Below are 21,955 nucleotides of genomic sequence, written 5' to 3' on the forward strand. Positions count from 1 at the left end.
AGTTTTATTGGTTATTCTATGAATTTAAAAGACTGGATTCCTTATTAAACAAAGTTTGCTTTATAGAAAGTAATAGTTTCCATAAGGCAGAACCATATTGCTCACCAATGATGAAATTAATTAGCACCCAGTATGTTTTAGTTGCTAAAGGGTTGCTTTTGAAAATCCTGACTATATACTTGAAGCTGGAATGATAAAACCCGGATTCTCGTGCAATTACACACCATCTACAATAAGCTTCGTATTCTGGATCATTTGCTGACTTGTTTGGAACTTGTACAGAATCTACATTCTGTGATAGAAAAGGTTTGATCTCGCTGTCTAATGAAAGTTGTAGATTGGCAATTGCTCGATTATATATTGTTTGCTTAATTTCATTAACTCTTACCTGATTCCGTGTGTGAGAAATACTGCCAATATGCCATCGATACCACAGCATACGCTCAGGTAAATTTGCTAGTTTACCGTGTTTTGCTAGCTTGAGAAATAAATCTACATCTTCAAAGTGATATTCTTGGGTGTACCCTCCTACTAACCGAACTAATTCTGTTCGCATCATCACTGTGGGGTGGCAGATGCGCGAGCCTTGCCATTGCAGCAGTTCTTTTACAAGTTGCTCATGCTCTTGAGTAATTTCTGGTTGATATATTACATCTCCGTCTGGGTCAATCACTGTTAATGCTGTTCCCAAGGCGACGCAATCAGGATTTTGCTCTAGATAATTAACCTGCAACTCAAAGCGTTGAGAATCTGCTATGTCATCTCCATCCATTCTGGCTATATACTTGCCACTGGCAAGACTGACTCCCTTTTGTAGAGTTCTGCATAAACCCATGTTAGGGTGATGATGTACCTTAACTCGTGGGTCGATTTGGGCATATTTTTGAGCGATCGCTAGACTCTGATCACTCGAACCATCATCTAGGAGTAGTAATTCAAAATTTTTATAAGTTTGATTCAGAATGCTTTGAATTGCAGTTTCTAAATACTGCTCCGTATTATAGAAGGGAAGTATAACGGAAATCAAAGGGTAATCGCTCATACTACTCCTATCATCTAACATACCTCTTCAATGTTTTGAAGGGTCAATTCTACAAGATTACGAAAATCACCTTGAAGATATTGCAACAACTGCCTCGCACACGTTAAGGTTTTGATGCCATAAATATAATTCAAGTAAAATAAAGAGCTACTGACAGTTGAAACACAAAGGTCTATTTTATTTTGTGAGACTATCACTTCTATAGGTATCTTTTGTTCACCTTCGAGGTAAACAAAATTGTCTAATGTAATGATTTGTTTGAATTCTTCAAAAAGAGGAATTTGGTTACGGGGATGTTCTTTCCAAAAAATTTTATAGCCTTGTGCTGTTAGCTTTTGGATAACATGAGCAAAAACTGCAACTTCGCTTTCTCGTGGAAAGTAATCAAGATGGCAGAAATTTGAACCAATTAGTAAAGCTGTCTTGGTGTGATGATGGGTTACTTCTGGATAGAGTTGGCAGTCAAAGCGGTGATTTAGTTCAGCAAATAATTTTTGTAATATATTTTTGTTGACATATTCTACGCGAATGTTGCGGAATACTGCTGGAATAGGAATTTGTGTACCAAGAACTGAGTAAAATTTAACAATGCGTCTGAGATGCGATCGCTTAATTCCTTTATGGTACCAATCAACTTCGTGAGAAATAACTTCTCTGACAAATTTCTTGTATCTGGCTAGGGCTTCTCTAGGGTGAATCCAATTTACCTGGGGTAAACTAATTAAGTAATTATTGGCTAGGTATGTATGTAGCCCATCTTCATACATCACTATTTTTGCCTGAGAAAATATGTCTGCAAAAAAGCGTTCATCACGGAATTGGATTTTACATAGCCATATCTCCTCAACTGCATCTGGACTATCTAGATCAAAGTGCTTTACTATTTCTTGAACAGCAGAATTTTGTTCTTTGTTCAGGTTTCTATCCCATTCTGATGTCACCCACTTGACTTGAATTACACCTTGCCAATTCCAAAATTTATAACTGTTTTTCTCAACAAAATCCATGAGTTCAGTGTTGGCACTGGCAAGTGAATACACTACCAAATAGTCTTTATATATGGTGTGAGGATGATGCAGCCTTTCTTGCTCAAAGGCTGCAACGACCATACATAGCTGCCAGATGCCATTAACGAATGCAAATCTAGTTTTCATTGGAGCTAAAACCAATTTTCCAATTTTTCAAAAGCCATCCAAAAACCCTCACCTTCGTTTTTATGACCCTGCCAAATTTCAGGGATAAAAGACGCATTTGGCGCAGTCTTATTTAAGTCTTCTGCTAAAGCTGGAAAATCAATTTCGCCTTCACCAATCTGTAAACCTTCACCGTCCAAACCCTCGGAATCGGCAATGTGTAAATGTGCTACGTAAGGCCCGACTTGCTGAATAAACTCTTTAAATGACCATTTATGGTGATTACACGCGAGTTTGGAGTGTGATACGTCTAAGCAAACTCGATACCCATGTTGGCGGCAAAACTCGGCGGTGTCTTGGGGAGCAACAAATAGGTTATGATATCGCTGACCGCCAAAGTGCCAAGGGAATGGCGGCATGGTTTGAGGAATGACTTCAACACCTGTAGCATCAAGCTGGGAAAGGCTATCACTTAATAACTCATAAAGCTGCTCTCGTTGCGATCGCTCCATCACCCCATCTAGTGTAAACCCACCGACGTTAGTTACGATACAGGGACGCACAGCCCGCTTAAAGTAAGGTTTGAGTTGTCGGGTAATCTCAATTACTCGTTGCAGTTCGGCAATTGAACGCTGGCGATAAGCTTCATTTGGCGAACACAGATCGAGCAAATGATCACCAGCAAATAATTCTGGTGCATGAACTACTAAATCTAAATCCCAAGGTTGATCAAAAAACTGATGAATATCCTGTTCTAAATCTTTGTAACTGAGGTGAAACTCTAACAGATCAGGATTTGTTTTGGCGATGAGAGTCTGATAATCATGGTAGCGAACAGGTAGACCCCAAGGACGGTTGAATTTATATTGACGGGCTTCTACTACTGTGTGTTCTAAATCACTAGGATAGAAGAAATCACCAGCTTTCAAGCTGCGTTTTGCCCGTTTTCCAATCAGTTCCGCTTTGCGATTAGGCTGTAAACCTTTACCTGGGCTTTTCACTGCAATCATGGCTTCAGTGATGATTTCCCCTGCTGTCAAATCGCAGTTAATCACTAAGCTTTTGGCTAATGTTTCCCGGTTTATCAGTTCTCCTTGGCTGATTTTGCGTTCACCATTTCCCCCAAGGGACTGCTCAACTTGGCGAATACCCTCCACCATTAGGCGAAACTCATCTGGTAAAAGGCTCACTTTGTGATCGTTGCCTTCCATTGTTTTGTCTAAGGTGAAGTGTTTTTCAATCACTTTAGCACCCTTAGCTACGGCGGCGATCGCTACATGAATTCCCCTCTCATGACCAGAATAACCAACGGGACAATCGCCAATTTCCTTTAATCGTTCTAGGTAGTTGAGGTTAACATCCTTGAAGGGGGCTGGATAAGTTGAGTTGCAGTGTAGTAACACATACATTGCGCCTAAACGCTTTAGTAAGGTAACAGCTTCCGATATCTCTTGTTCTGTCGCCATCCCTGTAGAACATAGCAATGGCTTACCTGTTTTCGCCAAGGCTGTTAACAAGTCATGGTTAGTTAAATCAGCAGATGCTACCTTATACGCTTGCATCCCGTACTCTTCTAACAAAGCCAGACTTTCTAAATCCCAAGGAGTACACAAAGGTAAAATCCCCTGAGAACGGCAATATTCAAAGGCTGCAAACAGTTCTTCGGGAGTGAGTTGAAAGCGAGATAGTAAATCTAGTGTGTATTGTGAACCTAAATCCTCACTCGCATCATTAGCATTACCCGCATTGCGGTAGAGAGATTTAAGATCCCGCATTTGGAACTTGGCACAGTCAGCCCCTGCGGCTATAGCTTCATCAATTAACTGCTTTGCCAGTTCCAAACTACCGTTGTGGTTATTACCAATTTCCGCAATTACAAAGGTAGGGGATTTAGCATCAATGATAAAGTTGCCAATGCGGATACCATCGGATTTACGACAAGCAACTGCTACTAAATGGCGGTTTTTATCTAGAAGCGGAATAAATTCAATTTCGTTAGAAAAGTAAGATTTAATCTTTGCCGGGTCTTCTGTATAATCTACATATTTATAGTTTTTGTTAGAAATTTTCGAGACTGGTTGATTTAAATTAATGGTGTCTTGCTGCACTAACCAACGGCGAAAGTCTCCATCAGTTAGGACACCTTCTAAAACACCTGCTTCAGTGACTGAAAAGATAATGCGATTTTTGTTATCGCTGATTTTTTTCAGTGCGTTTATGATATCGTCTTCAGCAAAGACGATATATTTGGATAAGTTCTTATCTATAATCATCTGTTATGTTGTTTAAATTCTACTCTGACTGTTTACTAAGCAAAAATTCCACATATTCAAAATCATCTAAAGAATCTATTTCGTGGCTTTGTTTTTCATTCATCACAAACAAAGATATTTTGCCACCCAATCTGTTATTTAACTCTTTTAATACCCAAGGTTTAAAGATATAAATTGAACCATTTTCCATATATTGGGGATTCATATCTTGGCGGCGAGGACGTTGGCGATAGTCATAGTTAATGGACTGAGCAACGCCATTGACTTGATGCCAAAGAAAGCGATGGGTAGGTGAGACGGAGAGTAAGGAATCTGCATTTTCTGAACGTAACTGCTCGATAGCGCGATCAATATCAGAGCCAGTACGTAAGGGAGATGTACATTGTAAAAATACTACCAGTTCAGGGTTAACACTTATTTTTTCAATTTCAGTTAAAGCATGGATGAGAGCAGATTCAGATGAGGCTGTATCTGTAGCAAGTTCTATTGGACGTTCAATTACTTCCGCCCCATAGTTACGTGATACAGATGTAATTTCTGGGTCATCAGTGGATACATACACTTTGTCTACTAAATTTGCTTCTTGAGCATCCTGTATGGAATAAGCAATCAGAGGTTTGTCCTTAATCACACGAATGTTTTTACCAGGAACTCCTTTAGAACCTCCTCTAGCTGGGATAATTGTTATTACTGTCATTTGAAACCCTAACTAGCTTGAATAATTTTTCGGATGTGTGTGAGATTATCACACGTAACATTCCATAATCTGTCTTGCGCTTTCTCAAGCTGATAAATAGTTGCTTGCCGATTACCTAATATAGAAGAAATTTTATCTGTTAGTTCATCCCTGAAATTGCTACTTTTGACTTCTATTCCCCATTCAGGGTGTTCAATATCTTCTAAGAAAAAACCTAATTTATCATGGCTAATGAGGCTTAATATCGGGCAGCCTAATCCAAACGGAATCATCTGTGCATGACCACGCATACCGATGGCTAGAGAGACATCTGAGTAGGCATCAATTGATGCTTGTGGAGGTAGATAATGCAGGTTTCTCTCTTCTGAGTATAATGATTTAGCTCTAAACCAAAAACTTGTTTCAGTATCTACAGGACAGTGATTTAGAAGCCTAATCTGCCAACCATCTTGCTGAAAAGAAAGTAATACTTCTGCTATATTCCATAAAATCTCATCTTCCTTATGTCCAAAACGAAGATGATGACGATCAAGAGCAATGTTTATAGTGATCACACGTTGATCATTGTCATTATTGGAAATCTGAGGAATACCCGCATAAAACTTTGACAAAACGGTAGTTGGACAAGGTTGAAATACTAATCGTTCATGCAATTCTTCAGGGAGGTAATTTTTAAGCTGTTGGATACTACCATAGTTTCTCAAACCAAAGAATGCGCTTTTCTCTACAAGTTTACATACACTCCGGTGAAAAACATCGGCAAACTCCTGCTGTCCTCTGAATTTGTTGTAACCAACAGAAAAGACTATAATAGGTATTTTGATTTGTTCTAGTAGTTCAATTGGACATGGCCATTGCCAACCTGACAGGTTATTAGGGTTAGTGTCTGCAAGAAATAATCCACCTCCTCCAATGACAAGAGCATCATGTTGATTAATTGCATCAATCGTTTCTTGAGTAACTTTGTCTCTAACCTGAAACAGCGTGAAATTAGTTGGTGCAAGATTGGTTTGAAACAGATACCTGACTGCCGGAAATAGTAAGGTATCACCTCCATTACTAATATTTCCATGTACTCCAAGATGGGCTATTTTCAATACAGTATCTTTTGTGTTGGTAGTAATAACTGGAGTAATACCTATATCATTAGCGTTGAGTTCTCTAATATCAATAATTTGGTTTTTAGTGGAAGATATTCTTGTATTGGCTGGAACTCCAAAGCGTTTCTGAACTTTTGCCAAAACTTTATAAGGAAATTGGAGAGGGTCTTCCTTTATTAGAGTAAGTCCGCGCTGAACGCGAGAAATAAATCTTTTTGCTAAGAGGTTTTGATTTCTACTGTTCCTATATGCTTCTCTAACAATGTGTTTAATTCGCTCAGGATCATCCCAAACAACTGGAAGGTTAGCCGTTTTATCTTTTTTAGCTATAACCCATAGTCCATTACCATTCCAGCCGTTAGCGATTGTTTTAAACCCAGCCTTTGCTAAAAAAGCAAACAGAGTCTTTTGGGAAAAAGTATTAATATGAACATCCTGCAAGAAGAAATCGATACTATCTCCATACCACTTATCAATACTTGGGCATTCCAAAAAGAGATAACCATCATCTACTAAGCAGCTATGAATGGCAGCTAAAAAGATATTAGGATCGTCAACGTGTTCAATGACATGAAACGTCGCAATTAAGTCAAATTTTTGATCGGTACTTAGTTCTTGAATAAACTCACCCTTAATCTCAATGTTATACCTTTCCTCAGCAGCTTTAGCGTAGGTGATATCTGGCTCTAGCCCTAGTACATTCCATCCACAGCCTCTCATCAGACGAAGGAAACTGCCAGTTCCACAACCTACCTCTAAAACAGATTTTTGATGGTTATTTGACCAAAGATATTTCTCTAAATTATCTGCTAATATATTTAGCCTTGTTCTAGCTATACTTTCAAATTGAAAAAAATTTTTATCGTCAGAAATTAAAATACTACACTCACTTTTTAAGACAGAGGTTTTCTGATAAAAGACTCCTCTTTCTTGGATAGATGGTCTTGGTGATAGGAAAATAAACCCACAATTATTGCAAATATAAGTGATTACCTCCTTTTTATGTTCATCTATATCATAAAGGTGGTTATAATTCTTTGAACCACATAAAGGGCAACTATGTTTCAATTTCATCATTATCAATATATATTACGTCTATGTCCAAAGAAACCTTACGTTTTTGTCTGCTGAATCTGATAGCTCTTGAACGCGTCTCAATAGTCTTTCGCGTAATGATGAACCTTGTTTTAAATAATCTTCAGACTGTTCAACTATATCCTCAACAAACTCACCTATATGATAAGAATCAAAAGGATTATGATCTAATTTCATTAACTCCACTATACCTTCTGATTTGTAGTTGGTATTCGATGAGAAGACAACTATCGGAGTTCCACCAGTAAGGGCTTTAATACATGAATGCCACCGTCCACCAACATATAGTGCTGCATTACCTAAAACATCAACAGCTTGATATGTTGGCATTGAAGTTCCAAGAACAGGAAGATTTAATTCTTTAGAAACTTCTCGCATAAAATCCTCGTCACCAGCACAAGCTGCAACTAAAACAACAGGGTAAATATCATTCAATGCCTTGCATAGCTTAAGAAAAGCAGGAAATGGTTTATGATCTTTTCTTCGCATAGGGTGCAATGCAGCACTACCACCTAAACATATATAAGGTTTGCTAACATCAAGGTTTTGCACACTGAAAGGATAAAAACTAAAATAATGAGGTCTGGAAACGACTTCAGCCCAGCTATTGTTAGTTATAGGTTTATACTTAAAGACTGCATCAGCTGCTAGAATAACGGGCTTGTTCTTACGCAGATCCTTAATAGCTCTAAAGGAAAATGGTTCACGAACAGCCACGTCATCAAACAGTGGATAGACATATTGAGCAATTGCTTTGATTTCTGGATGCCTTATATCTGCGGTATGATTAATAATAATACATGGCTTTTTTAAGCATCTTTTTGCAACATAACCTATAAACAAACTCATCAATGCTGGAAAAGTTTTTTCACTTTTTAGGAATCCCCCTTCACCATTTATCACGACTACGTCAGAGTTATCAATTTGATCATAAATTGAAGGTAGAAAAGCACGTTTCTGGAATTGATCAGCAAAAAAATCAAATTCTTCAATATTTGTTGGATGAATATTTAATTTCTGTCTTTTTTCAACAGTTATCCCTGTAAAATTGTAAACTTTATTACTGATTTTATTCAAAACTCTTCTTGAGAATGAATGATTATTTGTTGTATTTATTGTATTTAGAGACTTGGCTAATTTAGAGAAGTCAAGACTATATGAAATGTCGGAAGTATCCATAATCATGGATTTGAGTGCCAATGTTGTAGCACGACATCCCCAGTTCAACCTGTTTGCAGTGTCACCTGCCAAAAAAACTTTAGTCTTATTCATTGTTATACATCCAGTTAATTCTAAAAAGATGCTTTGAAATGTCCTATTCGATGCTCGCATCCCAAACTCTAGGTTGATAAAAAGCACATCTGTGGATAATTGTTGAACCAGATTCAACAAAAAACTGAAATGACTCAGTATAATCTAAAGTGTAAAGAGGATTTTTTCTAACAAAAATTTTTGATTGATACATTCCAGGTCTTAATCCGAAGATAGGAAATAATATTCGAGTTTCGTTTAAGCCTCTAAAAACTTTGATATGCTTCCTGTCTTGAAAACTATCTAAAAATAATATTGGTTCTCCTTCACCACCACCAATCTCTTCAATAACGATGACAATATTAATATTGTCGAAGTTTAACTTAGATATATACTTAATACACAAGAATATTGATTCAGAACAAACTGGTGCTTTAACTACTACACCTTCAGAGTTTCTAAAAAAGATAGCCTGTATAGCAAAGTCTAATTTTTCTCTCTGATCATTATTAGCTAATTCTAATATACCCAAATTTGAACTTATATCTTGCTGAAAAATATCCTGTTGATACTGTTGGAATACTGCAAATGAACTTCCTATAGCTTTGACGCTACCTTTTGATAGATAGACTATACTTTCAGAGATACCCATGATTGTTTGAGTGCTATGGCTAACTAAGATAAATGAAACTTCTTTTTTTCGTAGTTCATAAATCTTTTTATGACACTTTTGCCTAAATCTTATATCACCAACAGACAACACTTCATCAATCAATAAAATATCTGGCTCTGTATGAATTGCACAGGCAAAACCTAACCTAGCAGCCATCCCAGAACTATAGCTCTGTACTGGCGCATCAATAGCCTCACCAATCTCTGCAAACTCTACAACCTGATCAAATCGCTCATCAATCTCCTCGTTAGAAAGCCCCAAAATTGACATATTGACGTAAACATTCTCTCGTCCTGTCAAAACGGGGTTAAATCCTGCTCCCAAAGCAATCAACGGCGCGACTCTACCCTTAACTTCTACCGTTCCTGCATCCGGTTTAATTAGTCCGCTAATAACCCTTAAAAGTGTAGTTTTACCAGCACCATTCGCCCCAACTAATCCTAATGCTTCCCCACGACGCAATTCTAGGCTGACATCCTTCAATGCCCAAAACTCACTCTTCCGCAGTGCATCACCATTTCTGCTTAATCCCAATACCTCACTAGCTATATCTTGTATCCCATAAAAGAGCGACTTCTTCAAATCTCGACAAAACCGTTTGGAGACATTCTTAACTGACAAAACCACTTCATCATCTTGTGGTGGTTCAAAGGTGTCTTGATGAGATTTCAGCAAAGTCATAGCTATTAATAAATATGAAGATTAACTATAAATACAGGAGTAAGTAAACTAGGACTTACTCACTCGCCACAAAGATAAAGGCTTTAAGATTGCTACCCTGCGGGAACGCTCCGCGAACTCTACGATCGCAATGACGAAAGTCCTGTGAATAGTTTACGCACTCATGCGCTCTACAATAAACGGAATTGCCAAGCGATATAAAATCCAAGCTATTATTAATAGCCCAAAAGCGGTAGCACTAACTACCCAAAACCCAATGGGATCAGAAACAAATCCTTGTGTTGCTAAATCCCTGGTGGTTACTAACAAAGGTGTCACCGGATTTAAATTTACAATGGTGGCAAACAATCCCTGCTTGGGAACTGGGTAAATCACAGGAGTTAACAACAACCAGGGCGAGACAATTAACGGTATTGCTTTAGCCACATCTCCATATAAAGCCCCAATAGGAGCAAGCAATAATCCAATACTCGTACCTAATATGACTAAGTGAATCAAAGCTACTGGTGCTAAAAATACACTCCAAGTCACAGGAATCTGGAACCAAATAAACAAACCCAAAATCAAAATTAACTTAATGCCAAAATTAAAAAATACTTCCCCTATCTTTGCTAATATGATTGCTTCTCTAGGGAAATTAATTTTTGCCAGCATTGGTTTTGCTGCATTCACGGCTGCAATTGGCCCACTCAATGATTCCACAAAAGTCTGCCATAGTGCCATGCTAAACATGACATAAGCCGGATAGGGAATATCTGTATTGCCAATATTTACCGCCCCAGCATTTTTAGCTACGAGCAATCCCATCGCTGTAATAATTGGTGGGAGAAATGCCCATAATACCCCAAACATTGACTGACGATATTGAGCGCGAATATCTCTCACCAACAACCGCCATGCTAGCTGCCTTGATGCCAATAAATCGCGCCCCATCTCTTGAAATAATTGCCATGGGTGGCGAATCCGACTCTCTGATGTATAAATGATTCTATTAGAAAACCTGCTGGATTTCCTCACATTAAAAATACCTTATTTTACTTAAGTTTTTATATACTGCAATTCTACTATTTTTAACAATTATTATTTTCTATAAAATATCTGGGTCTAAACCGAGCGATCGCAATCTTTGCGCCAATCGTTCAGCCCGTTGCCTTTCTTGTTCGGCTCGTTCCTCTAAAGTGGGAATCCAGTTACCTGCAACATCATACCAACGCAGCCATAAACCTTCTGTTTGTTGATAGCACCCCTGCCAAACCCCCAAACCTAACTGTAATTCCTCAAACCAGAATTTCGGTTCTACAAGTTCTACTGCTTGATATCGCGTGCCTGTTAATTCAAACACTCGCAACAAATTTTGGTAACGGTCAAACACAACGTAATAAGGAATGCGTAAATTCTGTTCATACACTTGCCATTTTGTCGGGGGTTTATTAGCGTCCCTTAATGTTTGCCCCAAATCTTCTGCTTCCGTACCTAGTGAAAGTAATTCTACTACTAAAAATGGTGCAACTGCTTCTTGCCAAACAACATAGCTCAGACGCATTTCTTGTTGTTGTTGAGCGCGAGATACACCTAATACCAAAAACCAATCTGGTCTTTTATGCCATAACCGCTTACGAGCATCGTAATACAAATTTAAGTCTGTACCAATGAACATTTCCCCAGTCGGGTAAGTTGGTGATTGACAGGTTTCCCGCAAAAGTTGGGGTTGGAAGTCGTGAAATTCGTCGGGCAAACCAGGCTCCTCTGGATCTTCGCTGGGAAGATCGTACATTGTCGGTAGGACTTCACTGGGGGGAAGAGGTGGATCAGTTTGGTACATACTCGTCTTGATTACCATAATGATCTTAAATCACATTTGCATTTTATTATTTATTCATTGCTTTTTCAAAATCGTCTGTAGTGTTACACAAAAATTCGGGATTTAATATTTCTTCAATGCTATAAGGACAAGCTTCTAAAAAAGTAGCCAAAACTAATCCTGTTTCTGCCGATGCTTCCCTGCGTGCATTCCGATAAGCTTTAGGTAAAATATCAGGAATATACTGCTGTAAACTCGGTTTTTCTGCTAACAAATCCTGTAAATCATCTCTTTGGTTAGCAATAGTGGTAAACCAACTGATAGAACGTTTTGTAGGCTGATATTGCCACTTAAGTAAATGAGCTAATAAAACTACTAAGCGGTTTTTTAACTCATTTTTTTCTCTAATGCCCATAGCATCTAACTCTTCCACCAGATTTTCCCAGTCTAAAGCTGTTAAATCTCGGTTAGTTAGGGCTAACTGTTGCTGATTTATCCAAGCTAAAAAATCTGTTTCGTAGAGAGATGACTGAGACATAAAACCTACACTACTCTTAACTATTAGACATCTCCGGTAATTAAATGTGCGTAGTTTGAAACCCTTATAGAGACGTTCTATAGAACGTCTCTACCTTCATTTTCCCAGATGTCTATTACTAATTATATCAACAGCCATAAACATTGCTGTTTGCTTGTATTTCATTAAAATGTCAAGCTTTAACCTACGCAGTGAAAAGCATTGAGGGTATGTAAGCTCACCTGTTTAGCGTTCTTGCGCGTAAACTCCCCCACTGAAGGATTACCATGAGGATCAATCACCCCTGTCACCTGCTGCCATAACTCTCTGGGTGCTAAAGAAATCTCATAGGTGCGATCGCTACACTGCCTGACATGATACCAGTTTTTTTGCTGGCACTCTTCACACCAAAAAGCCTCTAACCATTCTCCCTCTACGGGAACTGCCGTTTTATTGGCTATTAACAACGACGCAGCCCGGCGACTTAAGCCCCGTTGTTGTAACTGACTCGGTTGGTCAGCAAACATTCTATATTTCTGACTGACGCTATCCATGTAACCGCCATGAATAGGACAATAGATAGCTCTACGTTTTGAACGTTTCCGATTTCGGTCACACCTTCTCTGCAATTCGACCTCCTAATGTAAATAAACATTGAACTAGGAAGGTTACGTTTGGAGGGACTGAGATCAATAAGACCATCGAAGCCCAACTCCTAAAAACTAGCACCCTAATATTTAGAGAAAGTATTGAATTTTATCTTTGCTAATTAGTCTTGTTAAAGCCAAGACTCTGAGAAATTTTGTAACAAGATGAACAAGTAATTTTTCATCTCCTAAGTTTGGATTGTTACCTGTATTTCTCCTTAATAACTTATACCACGAATGGGTAATTTCTATACATGAAGTTGTTTGAAACATAGATGAAAATCATGTAATGACCAGAATTTCATCAACTTACTTATTATTCATTGGAGAGATATTTGTGATCTCATCATTAAACAAAGCCTGATGCAAAACATCCAGGTATTGTTGAGAGATGACTTTAGGTGTAAAGTGCGATCGCAGATACTGACGACCGGCTTTACCCATACGCTCTTTTAGTTCTTGGTCACGATTGAGCAAGCGGATAAACTGCGCTAGTCCATGACCATCGCCATTATCAAATGTTGCCCCACAGTCGGCTTCTGCAATTAGTTGTCTCAGGTATGAGTGGGGTGAACAGACTACCGCCAATGGTCTCCCGGCTGCTAAAGCTGAGTATAACTTGCTAGGGACAACTAAACTTTCACTAGATGGGTCAATACTCACCAAAGATAAATCGCAAGCTGTCAGAGAATAAGGCAAAACTTGTTTGTCTTGATAAGGTAAAAAGGTAAAATTATTTAGCCCTAATTGATTCACTTGGGCAATTAATTCTTCTCTTTTGGCTCCCCCACCAATACATACAAATTGTATTGGCTCGTCTTGCAGTTCAATAGCAGCCTTTAATAAGGTATCGATGTCATGACAACGCCCCATATTCCCAGAGTACAGGACAGTGAACTTATTCACTAAGTCATACTTCCAAGCAAACCAATTTTCCTGCTTGGCAATCGGTACGATTAACTCAGGGTTAGCCCAGCTATGAATCACAGAGGTTTTATGCGCTACTTGGGGACAGTGCGCTAAAACACGCTGTTTCATCCCAGGACTCAAAACTACAATACCTTTAGCCTTGAGCCAAACTCGCTTATTAATTGCCTGCCAAAGCTTTGCTATCCAGTTATGCTTAGATACTACACCGAGTGCGATCGCAATATCTGGGTAGAGATCATAGATGATGCAGACATAGGGCAATTTGAATAGTAGGTTGGCTAAATAACCCACAACTGGCAAGAATGGTGGAGCTGTAGTTATTAATAATACATTGTTACGCCGCCAAGCTCTGAACAGATAGAGTAGAGCGCGTAAGGTATATAAAACCCCATTTACCGCCTTACCACGAATTCTACCTGGCCACAGTTGAGCAGTGCGCGATCGTTGAATCTTAATTCCATCAACACGTTCAAAAGACGGAGCCGTGTTAGAGCTAAACGCATATCCAGGCTGACTGGTAAAAACCTCGATATTTACTCCTTGCTGCTCTAACTGTTTTACAAGTTCCTCTATCAATTGACCTGTAGCAGCATAGTCTGGCGGAAAAAATTGCGTAATTACAGATAACTTAATTGATTGCTGAACATTAAGAGAATGCTCATATTCATCCGCCGACGGAATAGAAATGGATGGCGTTAACTTTTGATTAATCCATTCATTGAGCTTCATCGATGTATCCTAGACCTAGTAAAGTTTGTTGACGACACCACCGAACTACCCAAGCCATTAATGAATATACAAGTATAAAGTTCCACTTTACATTTGCCTGATAATCTTTATATTTGATGCTGTTGACCAAGATAATTTGTAGTAAACTCAGTCTTCGCACTTTTTTCTTTATGGAACACTCAAACCAATAGGAACACAACACACTATAGATATCTAGCCAGTAGAAAAACTTAGATATTTTAATTGGGAAACACTGAGTTATAAGCCTCAGTTATACTACAGACTTTGAGAAAAGTTTTTTGTTGTTCAACTACTTAACTCTCAGGGTATCTACCATCCTTGACCTCGCTTAATACTTACATCATTAAGTATTTGTAATGACAAATAAATGTCATTATTTACTGAGGATATCATTGTTAAATTTGATTTTGGTTATACTTTTATTTAAATTTAACATCATACGCATTTTTGCTTAGATACGTTTTTGACTACCCAAGCATACCATGTTTCAATCTTGCACAGTATTCTTCATTAAAAATTTAATTTAACAAAATATACCTAAACCAAATCTTTATAAATCAAGATACTATACATTTAACACATATTTTTCTATATATAATCTAAAAGATGTTGCCATCTTATGCTCTATAAATACACTTAAAAAAGTTAATGCTAGTAACGTGATTGTAAGATTGTGGGCAATACATATCATGATTAACCATAACAATATATAGGACTCGTATTTGATTTCTGTTGGCGTAGCCTGCGCTAGCGCATAAAAAACTCAGTATACCCCTACTCTCTCCTTTCCTATTGCCTATTGCAAGAGTGCCTATTGCCTGACTACGCAGATAATTTTAGAAATCAAAGCGAATTCCTATATAAGAGATTAGTTATCACGTAAAAATTAAATGGATGTCGCTTAGTGCAAGATACCCTGATGAAGATTTACTTTATAAACAGGTTTTAAGTATTAAGTTTAAATTAAAGTATGTTTTTTATCCATACTATATAATGGTTACAATCTCAAATGGAATTGGCAGACAAATCTAGGAATCCGATTTAATATGTGAAAGATACTTAGGTAAGGCTTTGTCCACTATCTATAAGTTTTGTTCACTAAAGCCCACCCTAAATTACTTAAAATCTTTCACATATCATTTAGAATTTCTATATGAAGTATAATTTATAACTTTTGGCGTATCCTAACAGTAGTGCCTACAGTTCAAATAAGTGTATAATAAAATACTTTTTATTTCGCTGTGATTTACACCAGCAGAGCAGATGAATAGTATTGGTTTTATTAATTAATAGAATACTGAAAAAAATCATCATCAATCATATGGACAATCAAGCATATAAGCATTCAAATTCTGAAAATAATAGAAACTCCATCACTCCATTTTTTCCACAGCAAAATAATCCTGGAAATGAGGAGCAAGGTGAGGAATGGAATTATCAAGAATTTCTGGGTCTGTTGCAGCGCCGAGTGGTAGTCATTGTAGGGGTTGCAACAACTGTGATGGTAGGCGTAGTTATTAACTTGATCCTAAATCCCAAACCAGCAGAATATGAAAGCAATTTTCAGATGCTGGTTGAACCTGTTACTGATGACACCAAAGTAGTTGATATTGTTAAAGAAGGTAATCCAGCGAATAAATCTACTTTAGATTATGATAGCCAAATTTTAGTCCTTAAGAGTCCTGAACTAATTTCCAACAGCATTAGTCAACTTGTCAAAGATTATCCACATATTAACTATAGATATATAATCAAATCCCTTAATATTGTTCGTATAGGTGAAACCAAGATTCTCAGAGTTAGTTATCGAAGTAAAAATGCACTGGAGTCCAAAGCAGTATTAGACAAAATTGCTCAGGAATATTTAGAATATAGCCAAGAGCAACGTCAAACTAGACTACGCCAAGGAATACAATTTATTGACAAAGAATTACCATCTCTCAGAAATAGAGTAGAGCAAATTCAGAGAGAATTGCAAATTTTTCAACAAAAGTATAACTTTGATAGCCCAGAATCCCGTGCAGATCAAATCGCTGGACAGATTGCTAATTTAGCTCAACAAAAGCAAGCACTGGAACTACAACTAGCGCAGGCTAGTGCCAATGTTGCTTTCTTACAAAGTGACGAAGGAAAGAAAGCAGTATTGGATAGTTATCCTGTGTATCAAACATTAAATAGTGAATTGCGCCAATTAGATATTCAAATTGCCACTACATCAGTGCTTTTACAAGACGAAAATCCTAATATCATCACATTGAAAGAGAAGCGAGAAAAGCTAGTACCAATCATACAGCAAGAATCGGATCGATATATACGAACCAAGCGAGCAGAAGCAGAGTCTGCTCTTAAGTCTTTAGAGGTTAACCAAAAAGCCTTAGAAAAAAGTCAACAAAGCTTGGAACAACAACGCCAACAATTACCGACTCTATCGAGAAGATATACAGAACTACAGCGCAAATTACAAATTGCAACTGATAGTCTCAATCGTTTTTTATCTACCCGCGAAAATTTGCAAATTCAAAATTCTCAAACAGAAATGGGTTGGCAGTTGATTAAAGAACCTGAACTGCCAACATCTCCTGTCGTTTCTTCCAGTATCATCAGCGATGTCATTCAAGGATTTGCTGTGAGTATCTTCTTGGCTATTGGTGCGGCATTACTCATGGAAAAACTGGATCCTACTTACCACAATGCCCGGAGCCTCAAAGATAAAGTAAAACTTCCCCTGTTAGGAACTATTCCTTTCGATGAGCAATTATACAAGGGAAAATCGCAAACCATCAAACCGCAAAACTCCATTATTAAATTGTCAGATTCATTGCCTGAAACGATTACTGGGGTAGCTACTGTAGCAGAGCAAGACTATAGTAACTATTCCACACAATTTGTCGAAGCTTTACGGGTACTTTATACAAATATTCAATTGTTAAATACTGATCGTCAAATACGATCTATTACTATTAGTTCCGCCATGCCAGGTGATGGCAAATCTACAATTGCTTTTTATCTAGCTCAAATAGCTACTGCTATGGGGCAACGAGTATTACTTGTAGATGGAGATTTGCGTCAACCCAAAATTCACGAGTTGTCAAATCTCAATAATTTGTGGGGTTTAAGTAGTTTAATTACATCAAATTTGCCAGTTGAAGAAGTAGTGAGAAAACTACCTGCTATGAACACATTATCTGTAATTACTGCTGGGCCTATTCCACCTGATGCTACAAAATTGCTCTCATCGGAAAAAATGAAGCGACTGATGACAGATTTCTATAATACCTTTGACTTAGTTATTTATGATGCGCCTCCTTTAGTTGGATTAGCTGATGCTAGTCTAATAGCTCCCCAAACAGACGGTATTTTGATGGTAGTGAGAATGGATAAAACAGAGCGTTCCGTATTTGAGAGAACTTTAGCTGATCTGAAAATAGCACCTATTAATATTTTAGGTGTAGTTGCAAATGGACAGAAAAGTAATGTCAACAGTTACTATTAATCAATATTAATCTGAGACTTTACTTTCTGTAAAAATGTGGTTTTTTAATTCCATGTTTGAAGATTTTACGAATGATATTTCTTAACCTAGCATCTCCTTGTAACACTATATCTCTGAGTTTTTGTTCTGGGCGACCTCTAAAGGAAGTGACGTGATAATATTTTTCTGTAGCAGCAGGTTTTGGTGAAAAGTAATAGTTGGATACACAGCAACGACGACCGTGATGTTTAATAGGGCTAACGGAGTGCAAAGAAGTTCTATTTGTCACCATAATCACCAGGCGGTTAAATTTACTGTGAATAGTTCTACAGGGCTGCTTTAAACCTTGATCCCACAATTCTAGATTGCCGCCATAGTCTTCTTGCCAGTCTGGCGTTACATAATACAGTAAATTCAAAACCCGATAATTATTAATATCCTTATCATGGGAGTTATCAAGATGAGGATTTAAAAAGCAGCCATATTCCATTAAACTGACACCAGCAGCATAGAGATATTCATCTGGCAATAATTTTTCAAATCCAGTGATATCTGCAATCAAATTAACTACTCTGGTATCCTGAAAAGCATAAATAATTTCTTCCAAAATAGGACTGTATTTATTTAATTGTATTCCCACATATTTATGCTCTCGAATATCTTTCAATTGCAATAGTTTTTCTTTATCAGGAAAAGCATTGTAAATCTCCATAACATCACTTTCGTTTAACAAATCATCTACATAACAACTTTGGATGCGATTTTCTCTAGAAAAATCATTTCTCAAAGAAGACTTGTATTGTTCAAGTCTATGGGAAATTTGCTCCGCGTAATAATTACGTAAATTTGTGTTTAGCATTTTTAATTAATTTTCGTAATAACTTAAGCTACAACCTATAAAGCCGATACTTCTGACATGGATATTTGTAAACTTTGGATGTTCTCCTTGATGAATATTTGAATTATTTTTGTGTTTTTTTGATAAATTCATTCATGTTTAATTGTCAACCAGAGTTGTACATAAATTTTGTGTGATTTTTAAATTGTGTCATATCCAATGGTCAAGTTAATTTGGTATATTCATGATAACAACAATATAGATAAGTAAATTTACTCCTAAATACACAGTATATGTTAACACAAAAACATCAAGGTATACTTCAGTATTTTGCCCAACTAGATCAAGTTGAGAGATGGGATGAGGATATTGTTGTTTGCAAAATTTTACATCCAACTCCAGCAATTGAGGCCAACAGTTATTACTTTGGACATCCCCAATGGGGACTGAACTATTTTGGAGCTTGTCACAGAGATGAACGTTTTGTAGAACTGTGGCAAGCTGTTATTGGTAATTGGGATGGCAAAGTTGTTGTAGATATTGGCTGTGGCCCTGGCAACCTGTATGCCTCTTTGAAAGAATCTTGTGGTGAACCTGAGTTGTTAATTGGTGTAGACGTTTCACTCGGCGCTTTAAAAATGGCTCGCCAACTCGGATACAAGGCAGTCCTGGCAGATGCCCAAAATTTACCTTTTGTTTCTGGTTTTGCAGATATTGTGATGCTTAATGCTTGCTTACATCACTGCGATGATATGGCAAAAGTTTTGCAGGAGGCAGCTAAGTTAGTTCGTCCTGGGGGACTATTAATTACAGATCATGATCCACAGCTAAGTGCCTATCAGTTAAAAGGTTTGGGGTTGCTGTTGTGGGAGTTACGTCTGCCAATTTACAAATGTCTGCAACGAGGTGGACACTCTACAAATGAGGAACAACGCTGGGGTTTGGCAACGGAGGTACATCATAAAGCAAATGATGGTATAACACCAGAGATGTTTTACGAAGTCCTAGAACCCCACGGTTTTGCTGTGCAGGTTTATCCCCATAATCATACAGTAGGCGCAGAGGCATTAAAGGGGAACTACGGTAGACCATTTTGGAAGTACCGTGTAGCTCAGATATTATCAGGTATAGATCCCAAATCTCCAGAGGCTGCTTTATCTTTGATGTGTGTTGCCACTCGTACAGCCTAATACGAAAACATGGGTTGCCAGCTTTGTCACTTTAATTTGTCGGCTTCAATTAAACGAATGGCGAGAATTGTTTCTGCTAACACACGCTGGAATACGTAATACCAACCACGCCAGCCGTCGAAGATCCAGCCTTCGATAATCAAGCAATAGATGAACACCATCCAAGGTGCCAAAATTTTTTGTCTGCGGATACGATCAACCCAATCAAGTTCACTAAACGGAGTTTCTAGTATTTTCTTGGATTCCAGCACTGTATAGCGTTCTTGCGACCATAACCAGCGACTAAAGGGTTTGCGATCGTCATGGTATATATAAGCTGAGAGTAAAGTTGATTTACCCGTTAGCTGTAAAACTTGCGTATGTCCATCATCAATATAAATAGCTTTGCTTTTGCGAAATAGCACTTGACGGGGGGGAAGTATTCTCGTGTTACGTACAGGTTTACCCAGGACACAATACTTAAATTTGACAAAATAGCCGTCAATTGTGCCATCTACTGGCAAAGTTGACATCTCAGTAATTAGCTCATCAGTGACAATATAATCTGCATCTAGAGAAAGTATCCAAGGCGATCGCACTTGCTCTAAACCGTAATTCCACTGTTGAGCATGGGTGTCAAATGTCCGTTTGAATACTTGAACCTGTGGATAATCGTCTAGAATTCCCAGGGTTGTATCCGTACTATAGCTATCAACAACTATGATATTTTTAGCCCAAGAGAGATGCTCAAGGGTACGCCCAATATTGGGGGCTTCATTATAGGTAAGAATTACAGGAGTAATTTGATCTAGCATGGATGCAATCACTTGATCGGAATTAGCGGAATTATCTGTAGTAGGTGTTTGCATAAACTATTTTGATATGTGATTTCGTTGAATCTTGTTCTTGAATAGCATACATAAGCTTGGGTTTGGGGATTCATTGATCAATTCAGTTGATTAAGGGTCTTAACATATTTACAGACTCACAATTATATTAGTAATTAAGTATAATATTATACTGTAATTTCAAAACCTAGAAAAATAGTTATACATAAACGTATGACATGATATCCTATTATCCCGGAGATTTTTTACAGTGTTATTGACCAAAAATCCCCAATTATCAATCAAAATACTGAAATAAAAATTAATAATTTACGAAATTAACATCATTATTATATATTCAGCTACGATCGCCTAACACCCCCTCAGTTTAGGTAATTAAGTATATATATTTACCATGAATTCCAGTAATATAGCTGTAACCAATGAGATTGGGACATCAGGAAATCATAAAACCATTACCATCAAAGGCTTTTAAACCTGTCACCTGTCCCCTGTCCCCTGTCCCCTGCTATAGATTTACGGGATTCTTGTCTGGAGGGTGCGCTAGCCAAAACACTGGTTTTTCTGACTCAGCGTCACAGTCATCTCAGAATTTACACTTGGCTTTGAAAGCATACACTCATCCTTGAGAAAGACTTTGTTTGTGGCGATCGCTATAATTGTAGTCTTTCTCAAATTTGTCTTAATTTTTTTGCTTGACAAACCTATTAGTGCTAGCTAATACCACAATTAACAGTACAAGTTGAATAGGCCAAGGTGCTAAAACCAAACTTAGAATGAGACTGAGAATCGTAAATAAACTCACAAGGTAAGCCGTTTCGTCATGGCATTTTTTAGATATATAACCAGTTGCCAAACCAGTAGCAAGAGGAATCAAAAAAAACAAGGGCATTTATACTTACCTCCCGAAACTAAATCTCAAGCTTTAATCAAAGCAGATGCAATACATTTTTGTGTGCGTGGTTAATCTTACATCTATCCCAGTTATGCCACAATACATTACTTAAAATAACTGAATTTTTTGTGAAGTTTACGTAA

The 21,955-nt window shown here is 37.7% G+C and carries 17 protein-coding genes; 2 read left to right on the top strand and 15 right to left on the bottom strand.

All coding sequences use genetic code 11. The annotated features are described in order from the left end of the window. Positions 1 to 16: 16 nt before the first annotated feature. The 12 genes from NOS7524_RS27775 to NOS7524_RS09320 all read right to left on the bottom strand — a co-directional run bounded on the left by NOS7524_RS27775 (position 17) and on the right by NOS7524_RS09320 (position 14,569). On the bottom strand, positions 17 to 1,042 hold the full coding sequence (locus NOS7524_RS27775; protein WP_015138220.1) for a glycosyltransferase family 2 protein: 1,026 nt from the start codon (positions 1,040 to 1,042) through the stop codon (positions 17 to 19). A gap of 14 nt (positions 1,043 to 1,056) precedes the next feature. Further along, positions 1,057 to 2,196, bottom strand: coding sequence for an alpha-2,8-polysialyltransferase family protein (locus tag NOS7524_RS09270; RefSeq protein WP_015138221.1), 1,140 nt, complete (start codon positions 2,194 to 2,196; stop codon positions 1,057 to 1,059). A 5-nt stretch (positions 2,197 to 2,201) separates the two neighbouring features. Then, the gene (locus NOS7524_RS09275) at positions 2,202 to 4,448 is read right to left on the bottom strand and encodes an N-acetylneuraminate synthase family protein (RefSeq protein ID WP_015138222.1); all 2,247 of its coding nucleotides are present in this window, start codon (positions 4,446 to 4,448) and stop codon (positions 2,202 to 2,204) included. A gap of 19 nt (positions 4,449 to 4,467) precedes the next feature. After that, positions 4,468 to 5,145, bottom strand: coding sequence for an acylneuraminate cytidylyltransferase family protein (locus tag NOS7524_RS09280; protein ID WP_015138223.1), 678 nt, complete (start codon positions 5,143 to 5,145; stop codon positions 4,468 to 4,470). A gap of 8 nt (positions 5,146 to 5,153) precedes the next feature. Beyond that, a complete protein-coding gene (locus NOS7524_RS09285; RefSeq protein ID WP_015138224.1) occupies positions 5,154 to 7,322 on the bottom strand; it encodes a methyltransferase domain-containing protein in 2,169 nt (722 codons plus the stop codon). An 18-nt stretch (positions 7,323 to 7,340) separates the two neighbouring features. Continuing rightward, a complete protein-coding gene (locus NOS7524_RS09290) occupies positions 7,341 to 8,612 on the bottom strand; it encodes a polysaccharide pyruvyl transferase family protein (RefSeq protein ID WP_015138225.1) in 1,272 nt (423 codons plus the stop codon). Between the two features lie 43 nt (positions 8,613 to 8,655). After that, positions 8,656 to 9,945, bottom strand: coding sequence for an ABC transporter ATP-binding protein (locus NOS7524_RS09295; RefSeq protein ID WP_015138226.1), 1,290 nt, complete (start codon positions 9,943 to 9,945; stop codon positions 8,656 to 8,658). A gap of 153 nt (positions 9,946 to 10,098) precedes the next feature. Continuing rightward, the gene (locus NOS7524_RS09300) at positions 10,099 to 10,878 is read right to left on the bottom strand and encodes an ABC transporter permease (RefSeq protein WP_041555257.1); all 780 of its coding nucleotides are present in this window, start codon (positions 10,876 to 10,878) and stop codon (positions 10,099 to 10,101) included. A 154-nt stretch (positions 10,879 to 11,032) separates the two neighbouring features. Continuing rightward, entirely contained in the window at positions 11,033 to 11,767 is a 735-nt protein-coding gene (locus tag NOS7524_RS09305) for a Uma2 family endonuclease (RefSeq protein WP_083882592.1), read from the bottom strand. 46 nt (positions 11,768 to 11,813) lie between these two features. Then, entirely contained in the window at positions 11,814 to 12,284 is a 471-nt protein-coding gene (locus NOS7524_RS09310; protein WP_015138229.1) for a DUF29 domain-containing protein, read from the bottom strand. 179 nt (positions 12,285 to 12,463) lie between these two features. Next, positions 12,464 to 12,892, bottom strand: coding sequence for a hypothetical protein (locus NOS7524_RS09315; protein ID WP_015138230.1), 429 nt, complete (start codon positions 12,890 to 12,892; stop codon positions 12,464 to 12,466). Between the two features lie 327 nt (positions 12,893 to 13,219). Further along, positions 13,220 to 14,569 carry a glycosyltransferase family 4 protein gene (locus NOS7524_RS09320; protein WP_015138232.1) on the bottom strand — a complete coding sequence of 450 codons (1,350 nt, stop codon included), beginning with the start codon at positions 14,567 to 14,569 and terminating at the stop codon, positions 13,220 to 13,222. A gap of 1,342 nt (positions 14,570 to 15,911) precedes the next feature. On the opposite strand from NOS7524_RS09320, the gene NOS7524_RS09325 reads away from it, so the two are divergent. Beyond that, a complete protein-coding gene (locus NOS7524_RS09325; RefSeq protein ID WP_015138233.1) occupies positions 15,912 to 18,083 on the top strand; it encodes a GumC family protein in 2,172 nt (723 codons plus the stop codon). Positions 18,084 to 18,102: 19 nt separating this feature from the next. Here the strand turns inward: NOS7524_RS09325 and NOS7524_RS09330 are convergent, their stop codons facing one another. Further along, positions 18,103 to 18,921, bottom strand: coding sequence for a 2OG-Fe(II) oxygenase (locus NOS7524_RS09330; RefSeq protein ID WP_015138234.1), 819 nt, complete (start codon positions 18,919 to 18,921; stop codon positions 18,103 to 18,105). A gap of 272 nt (positions 18,922 to 19,193) precedes the next feature. Between NOS7524_RS09330 and NOS7524_RS09335 the strand changes: the two genes are divergently transcribed. After that, positions 19,194 to 20,090 carry a class I SAM-dependent methyltransferase gene (locus NOS7524_RS09335; protein ID WP_015138235.1) on the top strand — a complete coding sequence of 299 codons (897 nt, stop codon included), beginning with the start codon at positions 19,194 to 19,196 and terminating at the stop codon, positions 20,088 to 20,090. A gap of 26 nt (positions 20,091 to 20,116) precedes the next feature. Here the strand turns inward: NOS7524_RS09335 and NOS7524_RS09340 are convergent, their stop codons facing one another. Further along, positions 20,117 to 20,938, bottom strand: coding sequence for a glycosyltransferase family 2 protein (locus tag NOS7524_RS09340; RefSeq protein ID WP_015138236.1), 822 nt, complete (start codon positions 20,936 to 20,938; stop codon positions 20,117 to 20,119). Positions 20,939 to 21,599: 661 nt separating this feature from the next. After that, positions 21,600 to 21,809, bottom strand: coding sequence for a hypothetical protein (locus NOS7524_RS09345; RefSeq protein ID WP_015138237.1), 210 nt, complete (start codon positions 21,807 to 21,809; stop codon positions 21,600 to 21,602). Positions 21,810 to 21,955 lie beyond the last annotated feature (146 nt).

The organism is Nostoc sp. PCC 7524 (genome assembly GCF_000316645.1).
In the GTDB taxonomy this organism is placed as follows: Bacteria; Cyanobacteriota; Cyanobacteriia; order Cyanobacteriales; family Nostocaceae; genus Trichormus.